Origin of the sequence: Cupriavidus sp. WKF15, assembly GCF_029278605.1 — a bacterium.
GTDB lineage: Bacteria > Pseudomonadota > Gammaproteobacteria > Burkholderiales > Burkholderiaceae > Cupriavidus.
This window is the reverse complement of the sequence record NZ_CP119572.1, coordinates 1597155-1614769: the sequence shown is the minus strand read 5'-3', so window position 1 is coordinate 1614769 and position 17615 is coordinate 1597155. Positions and strand designations below refer to the sequence as shown.

Annotated in this window: 17 protein-coding genes; 3 read left to right on the top strand and 14 right to left on the bottom strand. The window is 63.7% G+C overall.

Features of this window, described 5'->3' with window-relative positions; genetic code table 11:
- Positions 1 to 6 precede the first annotated feature (6 nt).
- Positions 7 to 354: an RnfH family protein gene (locus CupriaWKF_RS07590; protein ID WP_276100367.1), complete on the bottom strand. Its 348-nt coding sequence runs from the start codon at positions 352 to 354 to the stop codon at positions 7 to 9.
- The gene (locus tag CupriaWKF_RS07585; RefSeq protein ID WP_276100366.1) at positions 341 to 778 is read right to left on the bottom strand and encodes a type II toxin-antitoxin system RatA family toxin; all 438 of its coding nucleotides are present in this window, start codon (positions 776 to 778) and stop codon (positions 341 to 343) included. Before CupriaWKF_RS07585 ends, CupriaWKF_RS07590 begins: the two co-directional genes overlap by 14 nt.
- A 223-nt stretch (positions 779 to 1001) precedes the next feature.
- Here CupriaWKF_RS07585 and smpB point away from each other — a divergent pair, with 223 nt between their 5' ends.
- Both smpB and CupriaWKF_RS07575 read left to right on the top strand, forming a co-directional pair.
- On the top strand, positions 1002 to 1454 hold the full coding sequence (gene smpB, locus CupriaWKF_RS07580) for an SsrA-binding protein SmpB (protein ID WP_276100365.1): 453 nt from the start codon (positions 1002 to 1004) through the stop codon (positions 1452 to 1454).
- A 70-nt stretch (positions 1455 to 1524) separates the two neighbouring features.
- Positions 1525 to 2793, top strand: a complete 1269-nt coding sequence (locus tag CupriaWKF_RS07575) for an IS256 family transposase (RefSeq protein WP_276098122.1) — start codon at positions 1525 to 1527, stop codon at positions 2791 to 2793.
- 54 nt (positions 2794 to 2847) lie between these two features.
- On the opposite strand, the gene CupriaWKF_RS07570 is transcribed toward CupriaWKF_RS07575, so the two are convergent.
- From CupriaWKF_RS07570 to ppsA, 3 genes are all read right to left on the bottom strand, one after another.
- Positions 2848 to 3777, bottom strand: coding sequence for a slipin family protein (locus CupriaWKF_RS07570; protein ID WP_276100364.1), 930 nt, complete (start codon positions 3775 to 3777; stop codon positions 2848 to 2850).
- Positions 3778 to 3838: 61 nt separating this feature from the next.
- Positions 3839 to 4264, bottom strand: a complete 426-nt coding sequence (locus tag CupriaWKF_RS07565; RefSeq protein WP_276100363.1) for an NfeD family protein — start codon at positions 4262 to 4264, stop codon at positions 3839 to 3841.
- 176 nt (positions 4265 to 4440) lie between these two features.
- On the bottom strand, positions 4441 to 6825 hold the full coding sequence (ppsA, locus tag CupriaWKF_RS07560; protein WP_276100362.1) for a phosphoenolpyruvate synthase: 2385 nt from the start codon (positions 6823 to 6825) through the stop codon (positions 4441 to 4443).
- A gap of 276 nt (positions 6826 to 7101) precedes the next feature.
- On the opposite strand from ppsA, the gene CupriaWKF_RS07555 reads away from it, so the two are divergent.
- Positions 7102 to 8007: a pyruvate, water dikinase regulatory protein gene (locus CupriaWKF_RS07555; RefSeq protein WP_276100361.1), complete on the top strand. Its 906-nt coding sequence runs from the start codon at positions 7102 to 7104 to the stop codon at positions 8005 to 8007.
- Between the two features lie 18 nt (positions 8008 to 8025).
- Here CupriaWKF_RS07555 and CupriaWKF_RS07550 read toward each other — a convergent pair whose 3' ends face one another.
- The 9 genes from CupriaWKF_RS07550 to rseP form a co-directional block, all read right to left on the bottom strand.
- Positions 8026 to 8811, bottom strand: a complete 786-nt coding sequence (locus tag CupriaWKF_RS07550; protein ID WP_276100360.1) for an RNA methyltransferase — start codon at positions 8809 to 8811, stop codon at positions 8026 to 8028.
- Between the two features lie 29 nt (positions 8812 to 8840).
- A complete protein-coding gene (rnhB, locus tag CupriaWKF_RS07545) occupies positions 8841 to 9497 on the bottom strand; it encodes a ribonuclease HII (protein WP_276100359.1) in 657 nt (218 codons plus the stop codon).
- On the bottom strand, positions 9497 to 10705 hold the full coding sequence (gene lpxB / locus CupriaWKF_RS07540; protein WP_276100358.1) for a lipid-A-disaccharide synthase: 1209 nt from the start codon (positions 10703 to 10705) through the stop codon (positions 9497 to 9499). The genes rnhB and lpxB overlap by 1 nt, the downstream gene beginning before the upstream one ends.
- Positions 10706 to 10718: 13 nt before the next feature.
- Positions 10719 to 11522, bottom strand: coding sequence for an acyl-ACP--UDP-N-acetylglucosamine O-acyltransferase (gene lpxA / locus CupriaWKF_RS07535; protein ID WP_276100357.1), 804 nt, complete (start codon positions 11520 to 11522; stop codon positions 10719 to 10721).
- Between the two features lie 110 nt (positions 11523 to 11632).
- Positions 11633 to 12085: a 3-hydroxyacyl-ACP dehydratase FabZ gene (fabZ, locus tag CupriaWKF_RS07530; RefSeq protein ID WP_276100356.1), complete on the bottom strand. Its 453-nt coding sequence runs from the start codon at positions 12083 to 12085 to the stop codon at positions 11633 to 11635.
- 10 nt (positions 12086 to 12095) lie between these two features.
- Positions 12096 to 13184 carry a UDP-3-O-(3-hydroxymyristoyl)glucosamine N-acyltransferase gene (gene lpxD / locus CupriaWKF_RS07525; RefSeq protein ID WP_276100354.1) on the bottom strand — a complete coding sequence of 363 codons (1089 nt, stop codon included), beginning with the start codon at positions 13182 to 13184 and terminating at the stop codon, positions 12096 to 12098.
- A 33-nt stretch (positions 13185 to 13217) separates the two neighbouring features.
- A complete protein-coding gene (locus CupriaWKF_RS07520; RefSeq protein ID WP_276100353.1) occupies positions 13218 to 13745 on the bottom strand; it encodes an OmpH family outer membrane protein in 528 nt (175 codons plus the stop codon).
- Positions 13746 to 13766: 21 nt separating this feature from the next.
- Complete coding sequence (bamA, locus tag CupriaWKF_RS07515) at positions 13767 to 16121, bottom strand: outer membrane protein assembly factor BamA (RefSeq protein WP_276100352.1); 2355 nt, start codon at positions 16119 to 16121, stop codon at positions 13767 to 13769.
- Between the two features lie 99 nt (positions 16122 to 16220).
- Positions 16221 to 17612, bottom strand: coding sequence for an RIP metalloprotease RseP (rseP, locus tag CupriaWKF_RS07510; RefSeq protein WP_276100350.1), 1392 nt, complete (start codon positions 17610 to 17612; stop codon positions 16221 to 16223).
- Positions 17613 to 17615: the final 3 nt, after the last annotated feature.

Below are 17615 nucleotides of genomic sequence, written 5' to 3'. Positions count from 1 at the left end.
TGGAGTTCAGCCGCCGCCGCGCAGCCATTTCTGCCCTTCGCGCGTTCCGCTCTCGCGCGTCTTCTGCACGCGCCGGCGCCGGGCCGTTTTTGGATCCGCAGTCAGGGGCCGATAGACTTCGACGCGGTCCCCTGCGCGCACGACGGTATCGGGTGTCTTGAGCTTGCCGTAGATGCCGACGCGCATCGTCGACGGATCCACTTCGGGACAAGCCTGCTGCAAGCCCGAGCCGACGATGGCTGCGGCGATCGTGGTGCCCGCCGGCACATCGAGCTCCTTCAGGAAAACCGAATCCGGCTTCGCGTAGCACACCGAGATGCGTACCATGGCCGGCGCGGCATCAGCTGGCACCATAGACCACCTCGGCGCGCTTGACGAAGGCATCCACGAAGGTATTCGCGATCATGCTGAATACCGGGCCGATAATCTTCTCGATCAGCAGGCTGGAGAATTCGTAGTGCAGGTGGAATTCGATCTTGCAGGCGTTCTCGCGCAGCGGCGTAAATCGCCACGAGCCATTGAACGTCTTGAACGGCCCATCGGCAAAAGTCATGTCGATGCGCGTGGGCCGCTCCTGCGTATTGCGCGTGTGAAAGAACTGCTGGATACCCTTGAACTGGATATGGATCTTTGCATCCAGCGTGGTCTCGGTCTGCTCGAACACCTCAACGCCGCCACACCACGGGAGGAACTTGGGGTAATCCTCCACGCGCGTGACCAGGTCGAACATCTGCGCGGCCGAATAGCCGAGCAGCACGGATTTATGGACGTCTGCCATGAATGGGAAAATCGGGCATCCGGTCATTCCGCACTGCAATATCGCGCCTGTCGGAGCTGGCGCGCCGCGGACATGGACCGGTACCGGGGCTGGTTTGCTAAAATCGGGATTCTAGCCGACGCAGGCGTCCGCGGCATCCCCGCCGCGGCACCTGTCACTGAGCCCGTCAGTGAACCCGCCCTGCCGGCAAGATTTTCCACTTACGCATCCCTGACCCGCACGCATGACCATCGCAGATAACAAGAAGGCCTTTTTCGACTACTTCATTGAAGAGCGATATGAGGCCGGCATCGTGCTGGAAGGCTGGGAAGTCAAGGCGATTCGCGCGGGCCGCGTGCAGATCAAGGAAGGCTACGTCGTGGTGCGCGACGCCGAGATGTACCTGATCGGTGCCCACATCAGCCCGCTGCAAAGCGCGTCCACGCACGTGAATCCGGACCCGGTGCGCACGCGCAAGCTGCTGCTCAAGGCCGACGAAATCAAGAAGCTGATCGGCAAGGTCGAGCAGCGCGGCTATACGCTGGTGCCGCTGAACCTGCACTACACGCGCGGCCGCGTGAAATGCGAGATTGGCCTGGCCAAGGGCAAGAAGCTCTTCGACAAGCGCGAAACCGAGAAGCAGCGCGACTGGCAGCGCGAGAAGTCCCGCATCATGAAGGGCGGCGGCAAGGAATAAGCCGCCGGCCCTGCCGAGCCTGTCAGATTTTTAGTGTGCCGAGGTCATGAGACGATTACGGAAACGTCCAATGACCGACACGACAGTGAACAAGAAGAGCAAGAACCCGAAGGCACCGAAGCTGTTTCCCGATGAGCTGATCGATCAACTGCTGGCCCAGGTGCAGAGCAAGGATGCCGAGTCGATCCTGGGCGAATCGGGCTTGGCCGGCCAGCTCAAGAAGCAGTTGGCCGAGCGTATGCTCGCCGCCGAGTTGAGTCACCATCTGGATAACGAGGCCGAGCAAGGCAAGACCGGCAACCACCGCAACGGCACCAGCCCCAAGACGGTCCTGACGCCCAACGGTGAGCTGAATCTGGATATTCCGCGCGATCGGCAGGCGACGTTCGAGCCCCAATTGGTCGGCAAGTATCAACGCCGGCTGCCTGGCTTCGACGACCACGTCATCAGCATGTATGCGCGCGGCATGAGCGTGCGCGAGATTCAGGGCCATCTGCTGGAGCTGTACGGGCTGCAGGTATCGCCCGATCTGATTTCCACGGTCACCGACGAGGTGCTGGCTGACGTCGAGCAATGGCAGCAACGCCCGCTCGAGGCCATGTATCCGATCGTGTACTTTGACGCGCTACGACTGAAGATTCGCGACGAAGGCACGGTCAAGAACAAGGCGGTCTATCTGGCGCTGGGCATCCGCGCCGACGGCCGCAAGGAAGTGCTAGGTCTGTGGATCGAGCAAACCGAAGGCGCCAAGTTCTGGCTGAAGGTCTTCAACGAACTGAAGAACCGCGGCTTGCACGACGTCCTGATCGCGGTGGTCGACGGCTTGCGCGGCTTCCCCGAGGCGATCGAGGCGGTCTATCCGGCCGCGCAAATCCAGACCTGCATCGTGCATCTGATCCGCAATTCGCTGAATCTGGCGAGCTGGAAGGACCGTAAGCCGTTGGCTGCCGCGCTCAAGCCGATCTATCAGGCCGCCACGGCCGAGGCGGCGGCCGCAGCGCTCGACACCTTTGCGGGAAGTGAGTGGGGACGCAAATTCCCTACCGTCGCGGCCATGTGGCAGCGCCAATGGGAACAGGTGATTCCCTTCTTCGTCTATCCGCCTGAGGTGCGTCGAATCATCTATACGACAAACGCCATCGAGAGCATGCACATGCAGTTGCGCAAGATCGTCAAGAATCGCGGCCACTTCCCCAGCGACGAGGCCGCCAGCAAACTGCTGTATCTGGCCTTGCGCAACATCGAAAAGGATTGGAAGATGCCACCTATCACCTGGCGGCAAGCAGTCAATCAGTTCGCCATTCTGTTTGGCGAGCGATTCACCTCCGCCATGAGCTGAGATTTTTTAACCGACCTCAGCACACAAAATTCCTGACACCTCCGCCCTGCCCGGTCAGGCTGCCTTCTGGCCTTTCACGATCTGCAGGGCAGAGGCAATCATGCTGCTCATCTCGCCAAGGTTGCCCGGCACGATCAGCGTATTGCCCTGCTTGGCCAGGTTGCCGAAGGCCGTGACGTATTCCTCGGCAACCTTCAGGTTCACCGCCTCCATGCCGCCTTCCACGCGGATGGCCTGACCGATCTTCTGGATCGCCTGCGCATTGGCTTCGGCCACCGCCAGGATCGCCGCCGCCTCGCCCTGCGCCTTGTTGATGGCGGCCTGCTTCTCGCCCTCGGACTTCTGGATGGCCGCTTCGCGCGCGCCCGATGCCAGGTTGATCTGTTCCTGGCGCTTGCCTTCGGACGCGGCGATCAGCGCGCGCTTCTCGCGCTCGGCGGTGATCTGCGCCTGCATGGCATGCAGGATTTCCTTAGGCGGCGTCAGGTCCTTGATTTCGTAGCGCAGCACCTTGACGCCCCAGTTCGAGGCAGCCTCGTCCAGCGCATTCACCACGCTGTGGTTGATGAATTCGCGCTCCTCGAAGGTCTTGTCGAGCTCAAGTTTGCCGATGACCGAACGCAACGTGGTCTGCGACAGCTGCGTGATTGCCACCACGAAGTTGCTCGATCCGTATGAAGCCTTCATCGCGTCGGTGACCTGGAAGTACAGCACGCCATCGACCTGAAGCTGCGTATTGTCCTTGGTGATGCAGACCTGGCTGGGCACGTCGAGCGGGATTTCCTTCAGGATGTGCTTGTAGGCGACGCGGTCGACGAACGGCACCACGATCGTCAGCCCCGGTGTCAGCGTGGCGTGGTAGCGCCCGAGGCGCTCGAGCACCCACGCATGCTGCTGGGGCACGATCTTGATGCCCTTCGCAATCAGCACGATCGCGGCAATCAGGATGATCAGCGGCAACAGGCCAAGCTGAAAGACTTCCATGTAAGACCCTCCGGACAGTTGACGGCAACACCGCGCCGCCTGGGCGCGGCAACAACGGGAATCAGCGCGGCAGGACGATCAGCGTCGAGCCGCGGACCTCGACAATGCGGAAGCGCCCGGGCGCGGCATCGGCGCCGGGAGCAAGCTCGACGGTCCAGTCCGCGCCGCGGTACGGCACGCGCGCGCGGCGGTAGATGTCCCACGCCGGCACTTCGAGCTCCTGGCCGATGTCGAGGTTGACGTCGGGATCGGCCGCCGCGCTGCCGCGGCGCAGCCGGCCAAAGCGCGTGCGGCGCAGCAGGACGATGGCGACAACGGCGACCAGCGCCGCGACCAGCGTCTGCGCCGGCGGCTCCAGCCCCGACAGCGCCGCCACGCCGCCCGCGGCCAGCCCGAGCGCCACCATCAGCAGATAGAACGTTCCGGTAGCCAGCTCGGCGATCACGAGCACGGTCACAGCCACGAACCACATGTATTGCGGCGCCATCTATTCTGCCCCCCCCGGGCCTGGCCCGGCGACCATCGTTCAATGCGAAGGGCAAAGAAAAACCCCCGCAACGCCAACGGCGCCTGCGGGGGCCTTTGATCACACCTGCCCGCAGGGCCGGTGCTACCCGGCGCATCGCGGCGCCGGCAGTCCTCGTTATTGTGACGCCAAATACATCACGACGCCAGTTGTTGCCAGGTCTCGACCACCGAATCCGGGTTCAGCGAGATCGACTTGATGCCTTCCTTGGCCAGCCAGAGCGCGAAGTCCGGATGATCCGAAGGACCCTGGCCGCAGATGCCGACGTACTTGCCCAGGCGGTTGGCCGTGGTGATGGCGCGCGACAGCATGAAGCGCACGGCCGGATCGCGCTCGTCGAAGTCCTTGGCCAGCAGCTCCATGCCGGAGTCGCGATCCAGGCCCAGCGTCAGCTGGGTCAGGTCGTTCGAGCCGATCGAGAAGCCGTCGAAGTACTGCAGGAACTCTTCGGCCAGAATGGCGTTCGACGGGACTTCGCACATCATGATGATGCGCAGGCCGTTCTCGCCGCGCTTCAGGCCGTGCTTGCCCAGCAGTTCGATGACCTTCTCGGCCTGGCCCAGGGTCCGCACGAACGGCACCATGATCTCGACGTTGGTCAGGCCCATCTCGTCGCGCACGCGCTTCATGGCCAGGCATTCCATCTCGAACGCTTCGGCGAAGTCGTCGGCGATGTAGCGCGAGGCGCCACGGAAACCCAGCATCGGGTTTTCTTCATCCGGCTCGTAGCGCGAACCGCCGATCAGCTTCTTGTACTCGTTGGACTTGAAGTCCGACAGGCGCACGATCACGGGCTTCGGATAGAAGGCCGCGCCGATGGTGGCGATACCCTCGGCCAGCTTGTCGACGTAGAAGGCGCGCGGGCTGGCGTGGCCACGCGCGACGCTTTCCACGGCCTTCTTCAGGTCGGCATCGACCTGCGGATAGTCGAGGATGGCCTTCGGGTGAACGCCGATGTTGTTGTTGATGATGAACTCCAGGCGGGCCAGGCCCACGCCGCAGTTCGGGATCTGCGCGAAGTCGAATGCCAGCTGCGGGTTGCCGACGTTCATCATCAGCTTGACGTCGATCTCGGGCATTTCGCCACGCTGGACTTCGGTCACTTCGGTTTCCAGCAGGCCGTCATAGATGCGGCCCTCGTCGCCCTCGGCGCACGACACGGTCACCAGGGTGCCATCCTTCAGGATGTCGGTCGCATCGCCGCAGCCGACCACGGCCGGCACGCCCAGTTCACGCGCGATGATGGCCGCGTGGCAGGTACGGCCGCCACGGTTCGTGACGATCGCCGAGGCGCGCTTCATCACCGGCTCCCAGTTCGGGTCGGTCATGTCGGCCACCAGCACGTCGCCGGGCTGCACGCGTTCCATTTCGGACGGGTCGTTGATGACGCGCACCGGGCCGGTACCGATCTTCTGGCCAATGGCGCGGCCGCTGGTCAGGACCGGAGCGGTGCCCTTGAGCTTGAAGCGCTGCTCGGCCTTGCCGGCCGACTGGCTCTTCACGGTTTCCGGGCGGGCCTGCAGGATGTAGATCTTGCCGTCCTTGCCGTCCTTGCCCCACTCGATATCCATCGGGCGGCCATAGTGCTTCTCGATGATCATGGCGTACTTGGCCAGTTCCGACACGTCGGCGTCGGTGATCGAGTAGCGGTTGCGCAGTTCGGCGGGAACGTCCACGGTCTTCACGCGGCCCGCTTCGCCCGGCTTGGTGAATTCCATCTTGATCAGCTTGGAGCCGATCGAGCGGCGGATGATCGGGTACTTGCCGGCCTGCAGCGTCGGCTTGAAGACGTAGAACTCGTCCGGGTTCACGGCGCCCTGCACCACCGTTTCGCCCAGGCCATAGCTCGAGGTGATGAAGACCACGTCCGGGAAGCCCGATTCGGTGTCGATGGTGAACATCACGCCCGACGCCGCCAGGTCCGAACGGACCATGCGCTGCACGCCGGCCGACAGTGCCACCACGTCATGGGCGAAGCCCTTGTGCACGCGGTAGGAGATGGCGCGGTCGTTGTACAGCGAGGCGAACACGTGCTTGATCTTGTCGAGCACGTCGTCGATGCCGCTGACGTTCAGGTAGGACTCCTGCTGGCCGGCGAATGACGCGTCGGGCAGATCTTCGGCGGTCGCGGACGAACGCACGGCGAACGATGCCTCGGCGCCTTCGCGCTCGGCGGCGCGTGCGTAGAACTCACGGATTTCCTGTTCCAGGCGCGGCTGGAACGGCGCCTCGACCACCCAGCGGCGGATCTCGGCACCAGCCTCGGCCAGGGCCTTCACGTCATCGACGTTCAGGGTCTTCAGGCGGTCGGAAATGCGGGCGGTCAGGTCGTTGTGGGCGAGGAAGTCGCGGAATGCCAGCGCGGTGGTGGCAAAACCACCGGGGACACGGACGCCGGCTTCGGCCAGCTGGGAGATCATCTCGCCCAGCGACGAATTCTTGCCGCCAACCGTTTCCACATCCGACATGCGCAACTGCTCGAACGGCTGCACGTAGGCGCCGTTATTTGCCTGGTTAGTCATGAAAGCCTCAAAACAAAGTAAGAAATCTGGCGCGGGTGTCCGGTATGTTCTTGTTGTTCTGTTCCCGAACGGATCGCTTGGCTAAACAACCCCGCAGAATTCAGGGGAATTGTGTTTTGCGGCTGTCGTCTCGCAGCGCACATTGTCGACAATTCCGGCCGGGATAGCCGCAAAGGCAAACGCCTGCAGAATTGCTTAGCGAAAAGATCGCCGCTATTCTACCGTGCTGCGCCGCACTTTTCTGCGGAACATTGAATCTATTTATTCTGCTCGCCCATGTCTGAGCCAGTCGCGCCGGACGGCGCCCAGCCGGCCAATGCCGGTGCAACGCCGCAGCCTCCCCAAGCCGCCACGAGCGACCGCCCCGCCACCCGCACGGTCTTTATTGTCTCGGACGGCACCGGCATTACAGCCGAAACCTTCAGCCATTCGATCCTGGCGCAATTTGAAATGCGTTTCCGCAAGGTGCGCATGCCATTTGTCGACACCGCGGAAAAGGCACATATCGCCGTTGGCAAAATCAACGAAGCGTTCCACGCGGAGGGCGTGCCGCCCATCGTCTTCACCACGCTTGTCAACCAGGAAGCGAACAAGGCACTGCGCCGCGCCAAGGCGATGATCCTGGACATGTTCCAGACCTTCATCGAGCCGCTGGAAAAGGAACTCGGGCTCAAGTCCACGCATGCGATCGGCCGCTTTCACCAGAATGCGGATACCGAGGCCTACAAGAACCGCATCGAGGCCATCAATTTCTCGCTCGCGCATGATGACGGCCAGTCACACAAGAACCTCGAAGAGGCGGATGTGATCCTGGTCGGCGTGTCACGCAGCGGCAAGACGCCAACCAGCCTCTACCTGGCCATGCAGTACGGCCTGAAAGCGGCGAACTATCCGCTCATTCCCGACGATTTCGAACGCGGCAAGCTGCCCAGGGCCCTGTACGACTACAAGAGCAAGATCTTCGGTCTTTCCATCGACCCGCAGCGCCTGACGGAAATCCGCAATGAGCGCCGCCCCGGCAGCAAGTACGCCGCGATCGAGAACTGCCGCTATGAGGTCAATGAGGCCGAAGCCATGATGCGGCGGGAAGGCATCAAGTGGCTGTCGTCGACGCACAAGTCGATCGAGGAAATTGCCACGACCATCCTGCAGGAAATCAAGGTCGACCGCGACAACTACTGAACGGCGCTACGGCTACGGCTACAGCTTCGCGCGCCGCTGCCGCACTGCCTCGAACAGGCAGATCGCGGTGGCGGCAGCCACGTTCAGCGATTCCAGGCCGCCAGGCTGCGGAATGCCGACGGTGCGTTCCACGCGCTCCATCCATGCCGCACTGACGCCTGCGCCCTCGTTGCCGACGATCCATGCGACCGGCTGGCGCAGGTCGGTATCGAACACCGCCGCATCGGCATGCGACGATGTCGCCAGCAGCGGCACTGCCAGCCGCGGCGCCAGCATGTCGATGGTGCAATGCTCGACGATATTCAGGTGGAAGTTGGCGCCCATGCCGGCGCGCAGCGTCTTGATCGACCACGCGAACGCGCAGCCGGTGCCCAGGAAGGCGTGACGGATACCCGCCGCCGCCGCGCTGCGCAGGATCGACCCGACATTGCCGGCATCCTGCAGGCCGTCAAGGATGATGCAGTCTTCGTCGATACGCGCCGGCAGATGCCCGGCCGGCGTCTCGATCACCAGCATCAGGTCGATGCCGTTGGCCACGCCGCTGATCTGCACGAACAGCGCGTCGGCCAGCACGACGACCCGCTGGCTGTCGATCCCGGCCAGCAAAGGCGCCACTTCGGCATGGTCGTAGTGGCGCTCCGAGACCACGCAGCTGACCGGCTGCCCCAGCGCCGCGACATAGGCCTGCGCGAGGTGCACGCCATCCAGCAGCGACTGCCCTGCCTTGCGGCGCTGGTGCGTCGACGTGGCGAGGGCCTTGAGATGTTTGAACAGCGCGTTGTCGCGCGAAGTGACGTGCTTCACAGGTGAGTGTCTCGTTGAGCGCGCCGCGCTCAGAAGGCCACCGGGCCGCGGGCCAATGCCTCGCGCACGGGTGCGAAAGAACGACGATGGTGCGGCGTGGCGCCGAATTGTGCGAGCGCCGCCAGGTGCTGTGGTGTCGCGTAGCCCACGTGGGCATCGAAGCCGTACTGCGGATAGGCATCATGCAGGACCAGCAGCTCACGGTCCCGCGCGACTTTCGCCAGGATAGACGCCGCCGAGATCGCCTTGACCAGCGCATCGCCCTTGACCACCGCCTCGACCGGGAACGGCACCTGCGGGCAGCGGTTGCCGTCCACCTGGACCAGGTCCGGGATAATGCCCTTCTCTGCCAGCCCCTGCACCGCGCGCTGCATCGCCAGCATGGATGCATGCAGGATGTTCAGCGTATCGATTTCCTCCACGGTGGCGAAGGCGATATGCCAGCCCAGCGCACGCTCGCAGATCTTGTCGTAGAGCTCTTCGCGCTTGTTCGCGGTAAGGACCTTCGAATCCGCGAGCCCGCGAATCATCGGCTTGCCCGGATCGAAAACCACCGCCGCAGCGTACACCGGCCCCGCCAGCGGTCCCCGGCCGGCTTCATCCACGCCGCACAGGAACTGAACGCTGGCCGCGGCCGGCGCAAGGTCAAGCCCCATCTGCGGCGACGGCGATTTGCTGCGAGCCATCAGAGCAGCCCCCTTGCGCGCACCAGGTCGATCACCACGTCGGCGGCAATCTGCGCCGTATTGCACTTGAGCGTCTCGTGCATGCGCGTGAAGTGTTCGTACAGGAAGGAGATATTGCCCTGGTCATTGAGCTGCAGCAGCGTCTCGCGCGCCAGCGCTTCAGGCGTGGCGTCGTCCTGCAGCAACTCGGGCACGACAAAGCGCCCGGACAGGATATTGGGCAAGCCCACGTAAGGCAGGTAGCCTTGTCGCTTCATGATCTGCGCGGTAAGCCAGGGCACCTTGTACGAGATCACCATGGGTTTCTTGTAGAGCGCAGCTTCCAGCGTCGCGGTACCGCTGGCCAGCAGCACCACATCAGCCGCCTCCATGGCCAGGTGCGAGTTGCCGTCGACAATCGTCAGCCGAAGCTCCGGGTACTGCTGGTGCAGGCTCTCCACGATGGCACGCAACGGGGCGCTCGCCGCCGGAAGCACGAATGCCAGGTTCGGGTCCATGCGCTGCATCCGTGCCATGGCGGCAAAGAACGTGGCACCGAGATTGCGCACCTCGGACTGCCGGCTGCCCGGCAGCACCGCTACCACACGGTGGCCGCCCGGCAGGCCCAATGCCGCGCGCGCGCCTGCGATATCGGGCACCATCGGAATCACGTCGGCCAGCGGATGGCCGACATAGGTGGCCGGGATGCCAGCCTTGGCATAGATCTCGGGCTCGAACGGAAACAGGCAGAGAATATGGTCGACCGCGCGCGCGATGGTACGGATGCGCCCGCCCCGCCATGCCCAGATTGACGGACTGACAAAATGGACCACCGGAATCCCGGCGCGGCGCAGCGGCACCTCGAGTCCGAAATTGAAGTCCGGCGCATCCACGCCGATGAAGCACAGCGGCGGATTCGCCAGCAGCGAATCACGGACGGCGCGTCGCGTCGCCAGGATCTCGCGCAGCGAACCCAGGACCTCGACGTATCCATTGACCGACAGCGTTTCCATCGGCCAGTGCGAGACAAAGCCCTCCGACATCATGCGCTTGCCGCCAATGCCGGCATAGCTGACCGTATCGCCCAGCCGGGCCTTGAGCCCGCCCAGCATCAACGATGCCAGCAAGTCGCCCGATGCTTCGCCAGCCACCATGGCAATGGTGCCACGCCGACTGGCATTGGTTCCGGTACCGGCGGGCAGCGAGCCCCGAATCGCGGCGTCGACCATGTCCGGGCCAGTCTCAGCGTACGATGCCGCGCTGGGTCGCGGCAATGAAGTCGAGGAACGCCCGCAGCGGTTCGGCGGCGCTCGCGTCGGCCTGGGCCAGCAGGCCGCCGATTTCATTGCGCGCGTCGTCGAAGCTGAGATCCGACTTGTACAGCAGCTTGTAAGCCTGGCGCAGCGCTGCAATCTGCGCGGCGTCGAAGCCGCGGCGGCGCAGGCCTTCCACGTTGATGCCGTGCGGCGTGGCCTTGTTGCCGCTCTTGTCGCTGGCCGCGATCACGAACGGGGGCACGTCCTGCACCAGGGCCGACGCGCCGCCCAGCATGGCATGCGCACCGATGCGCACGAACTGGTGCACGCCGCTCATGCCGCCAAGAATGGCCCAGTCGCCCACTTCCACGTGGCCGGCAATCTGTGCGTTGCTGGAGAACACCGTGTGGTTGCCCACCGTGCAGTCATGCGCGATGTGCACATAGGCCATGATCCAGTTGTCGCTGCCGATCGTGGTCACGCCGCGATCCTGCACCGTGCCGGTGTGGATCGTGGTGAATTCGCGGATCGTGTTGCGATCGCCGATATCGAGCCGCGTCGGCTCGTTGCGGTACTTCATGTCCTGCGGCACGCCGCCGACAGATGCGTAGGGTCCGATATTATTGCCCTCGCCGATCGTGGTATGGCCCTCCACCGTGGAGTGCGCGCCAATCTTGGTGCCGCTGCCGATCCGCACATTCGGGCCGACAATGGAAAACGGGCCAACGGTCACGTCGGCCGCAAGTTCTGCTTTCGGGTCGACCAGTGCGGTGGGATGGATTTGCGTCATACGTCCTGTCCTGTTGGTCTGGTGTCTGGGGGCCGGGAGCGGGGCCGCCCCGGCCCAGGCGTGGCGGCAGATAGCCGCCGTGCCCGCGGACCTGCCGCGGGCGGGTGGACTCAGGCGTCAGCCTGCTTGACGGTGCACATCAGCTCCGCCTCGCATGCCACCTTCTCGTCCACCGTGGCGAACGCCTTGAACTTCCAGATGCCGCGGATATAGCGTTCCACGGTCACGTTCATATGCAGCTGGTCGCCCGGGTAGACGACCTGCTTGAAGCGCGCGCCGTCGATGCCCACAAAGTAGTACAGCGCGCCTTCCTTGCGCTCCATGTCGGCGCCAAAGGTCAGCAGGCCGGCCGACTGCGCCAGCGCTTCCAGGATCATCACGCCGGGCATCACCGGCTGCTCGGGAAAATGCCCCTGGAAGAACGGCTCGTTGATAGTGACGTTCTTCAGCGTCTTGATCCGCTTCTGCGGTTCGAATTCCAGCACGCGGTCCACCAGCAGCATCGGATAGCGATGCGGCAACAGCTTGAGGATCTGGCGGATGTCGATTTCGGCGGCGATCATGATGATTCTCTTAGTCTTGTGAGGTTTGGGTCCCGGCTGACTGGCCGCGCAGGCGGCGCTCCAGTTGCATGACGCGTTCACGCAGCCTGGTCAGGCCACGCACGATCGCGGCGTTGCGTTCCCATTCGCCATGCGGCAGGAACGGGAACACGCTGGTGAAGTGGCCACCGGGCTTGGTAATGGATTTGGTGATCGAGGTCCCGCCCGACACCGTGGTGCGATCGGCAATCGTCAGGTGCCCCGAGAAATTCGCGGCACCGCCGATCACGCAGAAGCGCCCGATGCGCGTGCTGCCCGAGACCGCGGCACAGCCTGCAATCACCGTACGCGCGCCGACCCGCACGTTGTGCGCGATCTGGACCTGGTTGTCGATCTTGCAGCCGTCTTCGATCACGGTATCGGCCATCGCGCCGCGGTCGATAGCGGTATTGGCGCCGACTTCGACATCGTTGCCAAGCACTGCCCGGCCGGTTTGCGGAATCTTCACGTACTCGACGCCGGCGGGACCGATGTCCGGCGCAAAGCCGAACCCATCGGCACCGATCACGACGCCGCTGTGCAGGATCGCGCGCGCGCCGACCACGCAATGGTGGTAGATCGAGACGTTGGCGTAGATCAGCGAATCGTCGCCGATCTCCGCGTTGGCGCCGACGAAGCTGTTGGCCAGGATACGCACGCGCTCGCCAATGCGCGCCCCGGATTCGATGACCACGTTCGGCCCGATAAAGCACGAAGCCGGAACGGTAACGCCCTGGGCAATACTGGCGCGCGGGTCGATGCCCGTGCGCGCGTCGCTATTGGCCTTGTCAAAGCGCTGCGCGATCCGGGCGAAGCAAACATAGGGATTGCGTGCCACGAGCCAGTTGCGGCCATCGGCCTGCCCTTCGGCGCGGATGCGCTCCAGGTCCTGTGCCGACACGATCACCGCGCTTGCCTTGGAAGCCAGCGCCTGCAAAAGGTAGAGCGGATTGGAGAGAAACGAGAGTTCGCCGGGACCGGCCTGGTCCAGCGGAGCCAGGCCGACGATCGCGAGGTCGGGATCACCCACAACCTGCGCGCCGTTCTCGGTGGCGAGCTGCCCCAGTGTGGGTGTCTGCATGGCGGTACTTCCTAAAAAAAAACGGACAGCGGCTTACTTGCCGCCAGCGTTCAGCGCCTTCATCACGTCGTCGGTGATGTCGATGCGCGGGTTCACATACACCGCTTCCTGCACGATCAGGTCGTACTTGCGCTGCTCGGCAAGCGAGCGGATCACCCGGTTGGCGCGCTCGAGCACCTGGGCCAGTTCCTCATTGCGGCGCTGGTTCAGGTCCTCGCGGAACTCGCGTTGCTTGCGCTGGAACTCGCGGTCCAGGTCCGCGACTTCACGCTGACGACGCTGGCGGTCGGAATCGGCCAGCACGGCCGTGTCCTTGTCCAGCTTGTCGGCCATGCTCTTGATCTTCTGGGCCATGTCCTGCAGTTCGCGGTCGCGCTTGGAGAACTCTTGCTCCAGCTTGACCTGCGCAGCCTTGGCGGGCTGCGAATCGCGCAGGATGCGCTCGGAATTCACGGCGGCAATACGGGCTTCCTGGGCCGTGGCCGGTGCCGCGGCGCACAGTGCCGCAGCGGCCACGGCGGCGGCGCTCAGGGTCTTGACCAATTTAGATTTTGTATTCATGAAACAGATCCTTTTACAGAATCAGAACGCGGTGCCAATCTGGAACTGGAAGCGCTGAACCTTGTCGGTTACATCCTTCTTCAGCGGGAAGCCCATGCTGATCTTGAGCGGGCCGATCGGCGACAGCCACGACATGCCGAAACCGGTGGAGTACTTCAGCTCGCTGAACGACAGCGGCGCACCTTCCTGGTAGACGTTACCGAAGTCAAAGAAGGTGAACAGGCGCAGCGTGCGGTCCACGCCCGAACCCGGCAGCGGGAAGATGAATTCCACGTTACCGATCATCTTGGACGCACCACCCACCGGGTTGCCGTTCTGGTCCTTCGGGCCCAGCGTGCTGGTCTGGTAGCCGCGCACCGAACCGATACCGCCGGCGTAGAAGTACTTGTACACCGGGAACGGCGTATTGCCATAGCCGTGGCCATAGGCGACTTCACCGTTAAGCGCGAGCGTAAAGGCCTTCGAAAGCGGATAGAAGTACTGCTGCTGCACGCTGGCACGGTAGTACTGCACGTCCCCGCCCGGGATCCCGACTTCCAGGTTCGCCTGGGTGTAGGGGCCCTTGGTCGGAACCAGCGCCGAGTCACGGCGGTCACGCGCCCAGCCGATCGTGAACGGGAAGTTGTTGATCGGCGAGGCCGTGCCCACGGTCTGTCCGGCCGGGAGCTTGTTGATGTCGTGAAGGAACTTCACGTACTGGCTCGGCGTATTCGGCGAGACCGAGATACGGGTCCATTCGTAGCCGATGCCGAAGAACACGGTGTCGACTTCCGAGAACGGCACGCCGAACTTGAAGCCGCCACCGGCCGTTTCGATCTTGTAGTCCTGGTCGCCGGTGTAGTACAGCGGGCGGGACGTACGGTAGTAGATATCGGTCGAGCGGCTGATGCCGTCCACCGTGAAGTACGGGTCGTACTGCGTCAGCGCGATGGTACGGAAAGACTTGGCCGTGTTCACGTCCAGACCCAGGCTGGTGCCCGAGCCGAACACGTTGTCCTGGCGCAGGCCTGCCTGCAGCACGAGCTTGTCCGTGGACGAGAAGCCCACGCCAAGGCTGATCTGGCCGGTCGGCTTTTCGGTCACATTGACGTTCACATCGACCTGGTCAGGCGCGCCCGGCACGTCTTCCGTGGTGATGTTGGTGTCGGTGAAGTAGCCCGTGCGGTTGATACGCGCCTGCGACTGCTGCAGCTTTTCGCTGTCGAACCAGGAGCTTTCCATCTGGCGCATTTCACGGCGCACCACTTCGTCGCGGGTCTTGCTGTTGCCAACCACATTGACGCGGCGCACGTACACGCGGCGGCCCGGGTCGACCATCAGCGTCAGCGCGACTTCGCGCTTTTCCTGGTCGATCTGCGGCTGCGGGTTGATCGTGGTGAACGCATAACCATAGGTGCCGAGCAGGTCGGTAATGGACTTGGTGCTAGCCGTCAGCTTCTCGGACGAGAAAATATCGCCCTTCTTCAGCTGCAGCAGCTTTTCCATTTCCTCCTGCTTGCCGAGCAGTTCGCCGGCCAGGCGGATATCGGACACCTTGTACTGCTCGCCTTCCTTGATGTTCAGCGTCAGGTAGATGTCCTTCTTGTCCGGCGTGATCGACACCTGGGTCGACTCGATGGAGAATTCCAGGTAGCCGCGGTTCAGGTAGTACGAGCGCAGCGCTTCCAGGTCAGCCGTGAGCTTCTGCTTGGAGTAGAGGTCGTTCTTGGTGTACCAGGACAGCCAGTTCGGCGTGGACAGCTGCATCTCGTCGCGCAGCGTGCTTTCCTTGAATGCCTTGTTGCCGACGATATTGATCTGCTTGATCTTGGCGACCGGGCCTTCTTCCACGTTGAACACCACTGACACGCGGTTGCGGTCCACCGGCGTCACCGTGGTCTGCACGTCGGCCGCATAATAGCCACGGGCCACGTACTGGCGCTTGAGTTCCTGCTCGGCCTTGTCGATCAGGGCCTTGTCGTAGTAGCGCGCTTCGGCAACGCCCACGGCTCGCAGCGAGCGGCGCAGCGTGTCCTTGTCGAATTCCTTGATGCCGACGAATTCGAGCTGCGAAATGGCCGGGCGCTCTTCCACCTGGACGACCAGCACGCCGTCTTCGGCGCGGATCTGCACGTCCTTGAAGAAGCCGGTGTTGTACAGGGCGCGGATGGCATCGGCACCCTTGTCGTCGGTGAACGTCTCGCCGACGCGGACGGGAAGGTAGCCAAAGACCGTACCCGGTTCCACGCGTTGCAGGCCCTCAACGCGGATGTCCTTGACAACGAACGGATCGGCGGCCCAGCCCGCCGGGCTCCAGGCCGAAATAATGGCACTCGCGAGCAAGCCCAGCGAGATGCGCTTATGTCTGATCAACTTTGATCCCCTCTTTGATTCCATCCAGGATTGCGCTCCGATGCTTCGTGGGACTGCGCCTGTCAATAGCATCCCGGGCGACGGTGTCGGCAACACGATCGCCCTGTTTGCCGATATCTGTCCCTAGCCATTGGCCAGGAACATCCGGCTGACGTCATTGAACAAAGCGAGCGAAGTCAGGAGCAAGATGCAGGCGATGCCTACCTTCTGCAGCATTGCCTGCCAGTGGTCTGGGACGGGCCTGCCAGTCAAAAATTCCACGCAATAATACAGCAAATGCCCCCCATCCAGAACCGGAATAGGTAACAAATTCAGCACGCCGAGGCTGACGCTGACCAGCGCCAGGAAGCTGACGAAGGCCTGCACCCCGAGGTGGGCGGCACGTCCCGCGTAGTCCGCGACGGTCAGCGGGCCGCTCAGATTCTGTAGCGAGGCCTGTCCGACCAGCATCTTGCCGAGCAGCTTCAGCGAAAGGACGCTGGTGCTCCAGACTTGCCCGGCGGCGCGGGCCAGGGCCTGTGCCGGCGCATAGCGCACGGTTTCCATCTGCACCGCCTGGCTGAGCGCGGCGCCAAGCTTGCCAGCCGGCGCCGTTCCAGGGGCCTCGCCCTCGCGGGGACGCGCGCTGTCGAGCGTTACCGGAATATCCAGGCGCCGGCCGCTGCGCTCGATGCCCAGCGACACGCGCTGGCCCGGCTGTGCACGCACCGCCTTGATGAGCTCCGTCGCCTGGGTGAGTGGCGCGCCCTGCCACGCCACCACCCGATCGCCCGGCTTCAGGCCGGCTCGTTCCGCGGCGGAACCGGGCAGGACTTCGGTGATCGTCACGGGGCCGCCCTTCAGCGACAGGCCCAGCACGGCAAGTGGATCCAGCTCAGGATTGCTGCCGGTACTGGGCAGCCGAGCCACCGTCAGGTCGCGCTCGCGGCCGTCTGCACCGCGCACGCGCAGCACGGCCCGCGCATCCCCAAAGCCTTCGGCGAATACCGCCATGCGCAGTTCGTTCCAGGAACGCACGGCTTCTTCGCGCCCGTTGGCCTGCAGCGACAGCACCCGATCGCCTTCGCGCACGCCCGCTTGGGCAGCCATGGTCCCGCTTGCGGGGGCGGCAAGGATCGGCGCGGGCTCACGCATTCCGCCGGTAAATAGAGCGAAGTACAGGACGATCGCCAGTGCGAAATTGGCCAGCGGCCCCGCAGCGACAATGACAAAGCGCTTGGCCACGGGCTGCCGGTTGAAAGCGCGCGGCAGCTCGGCCGGGTCGATCGGCGCATCATGCGCGGGATCCCGCTCGCGCTCGTCCAGCATCTTGACGTAGCCGCCCAGCGGAATGGCAGCGACGGTCCATTCCGTGCGGTCTCTTCCCTTGGAAATCCAGCGCAGCAGCGGCCGGCCGAAGCCGATCGAGAACCGCAGCACCTTGACTCCGCAAGCGCGCGCGGCAAGGTAGTGGCCCATCTCGTGCACGAAGATCAGTACGCAGAGGGCGACGACAAAGGCGATTACGGTTTGCATGGC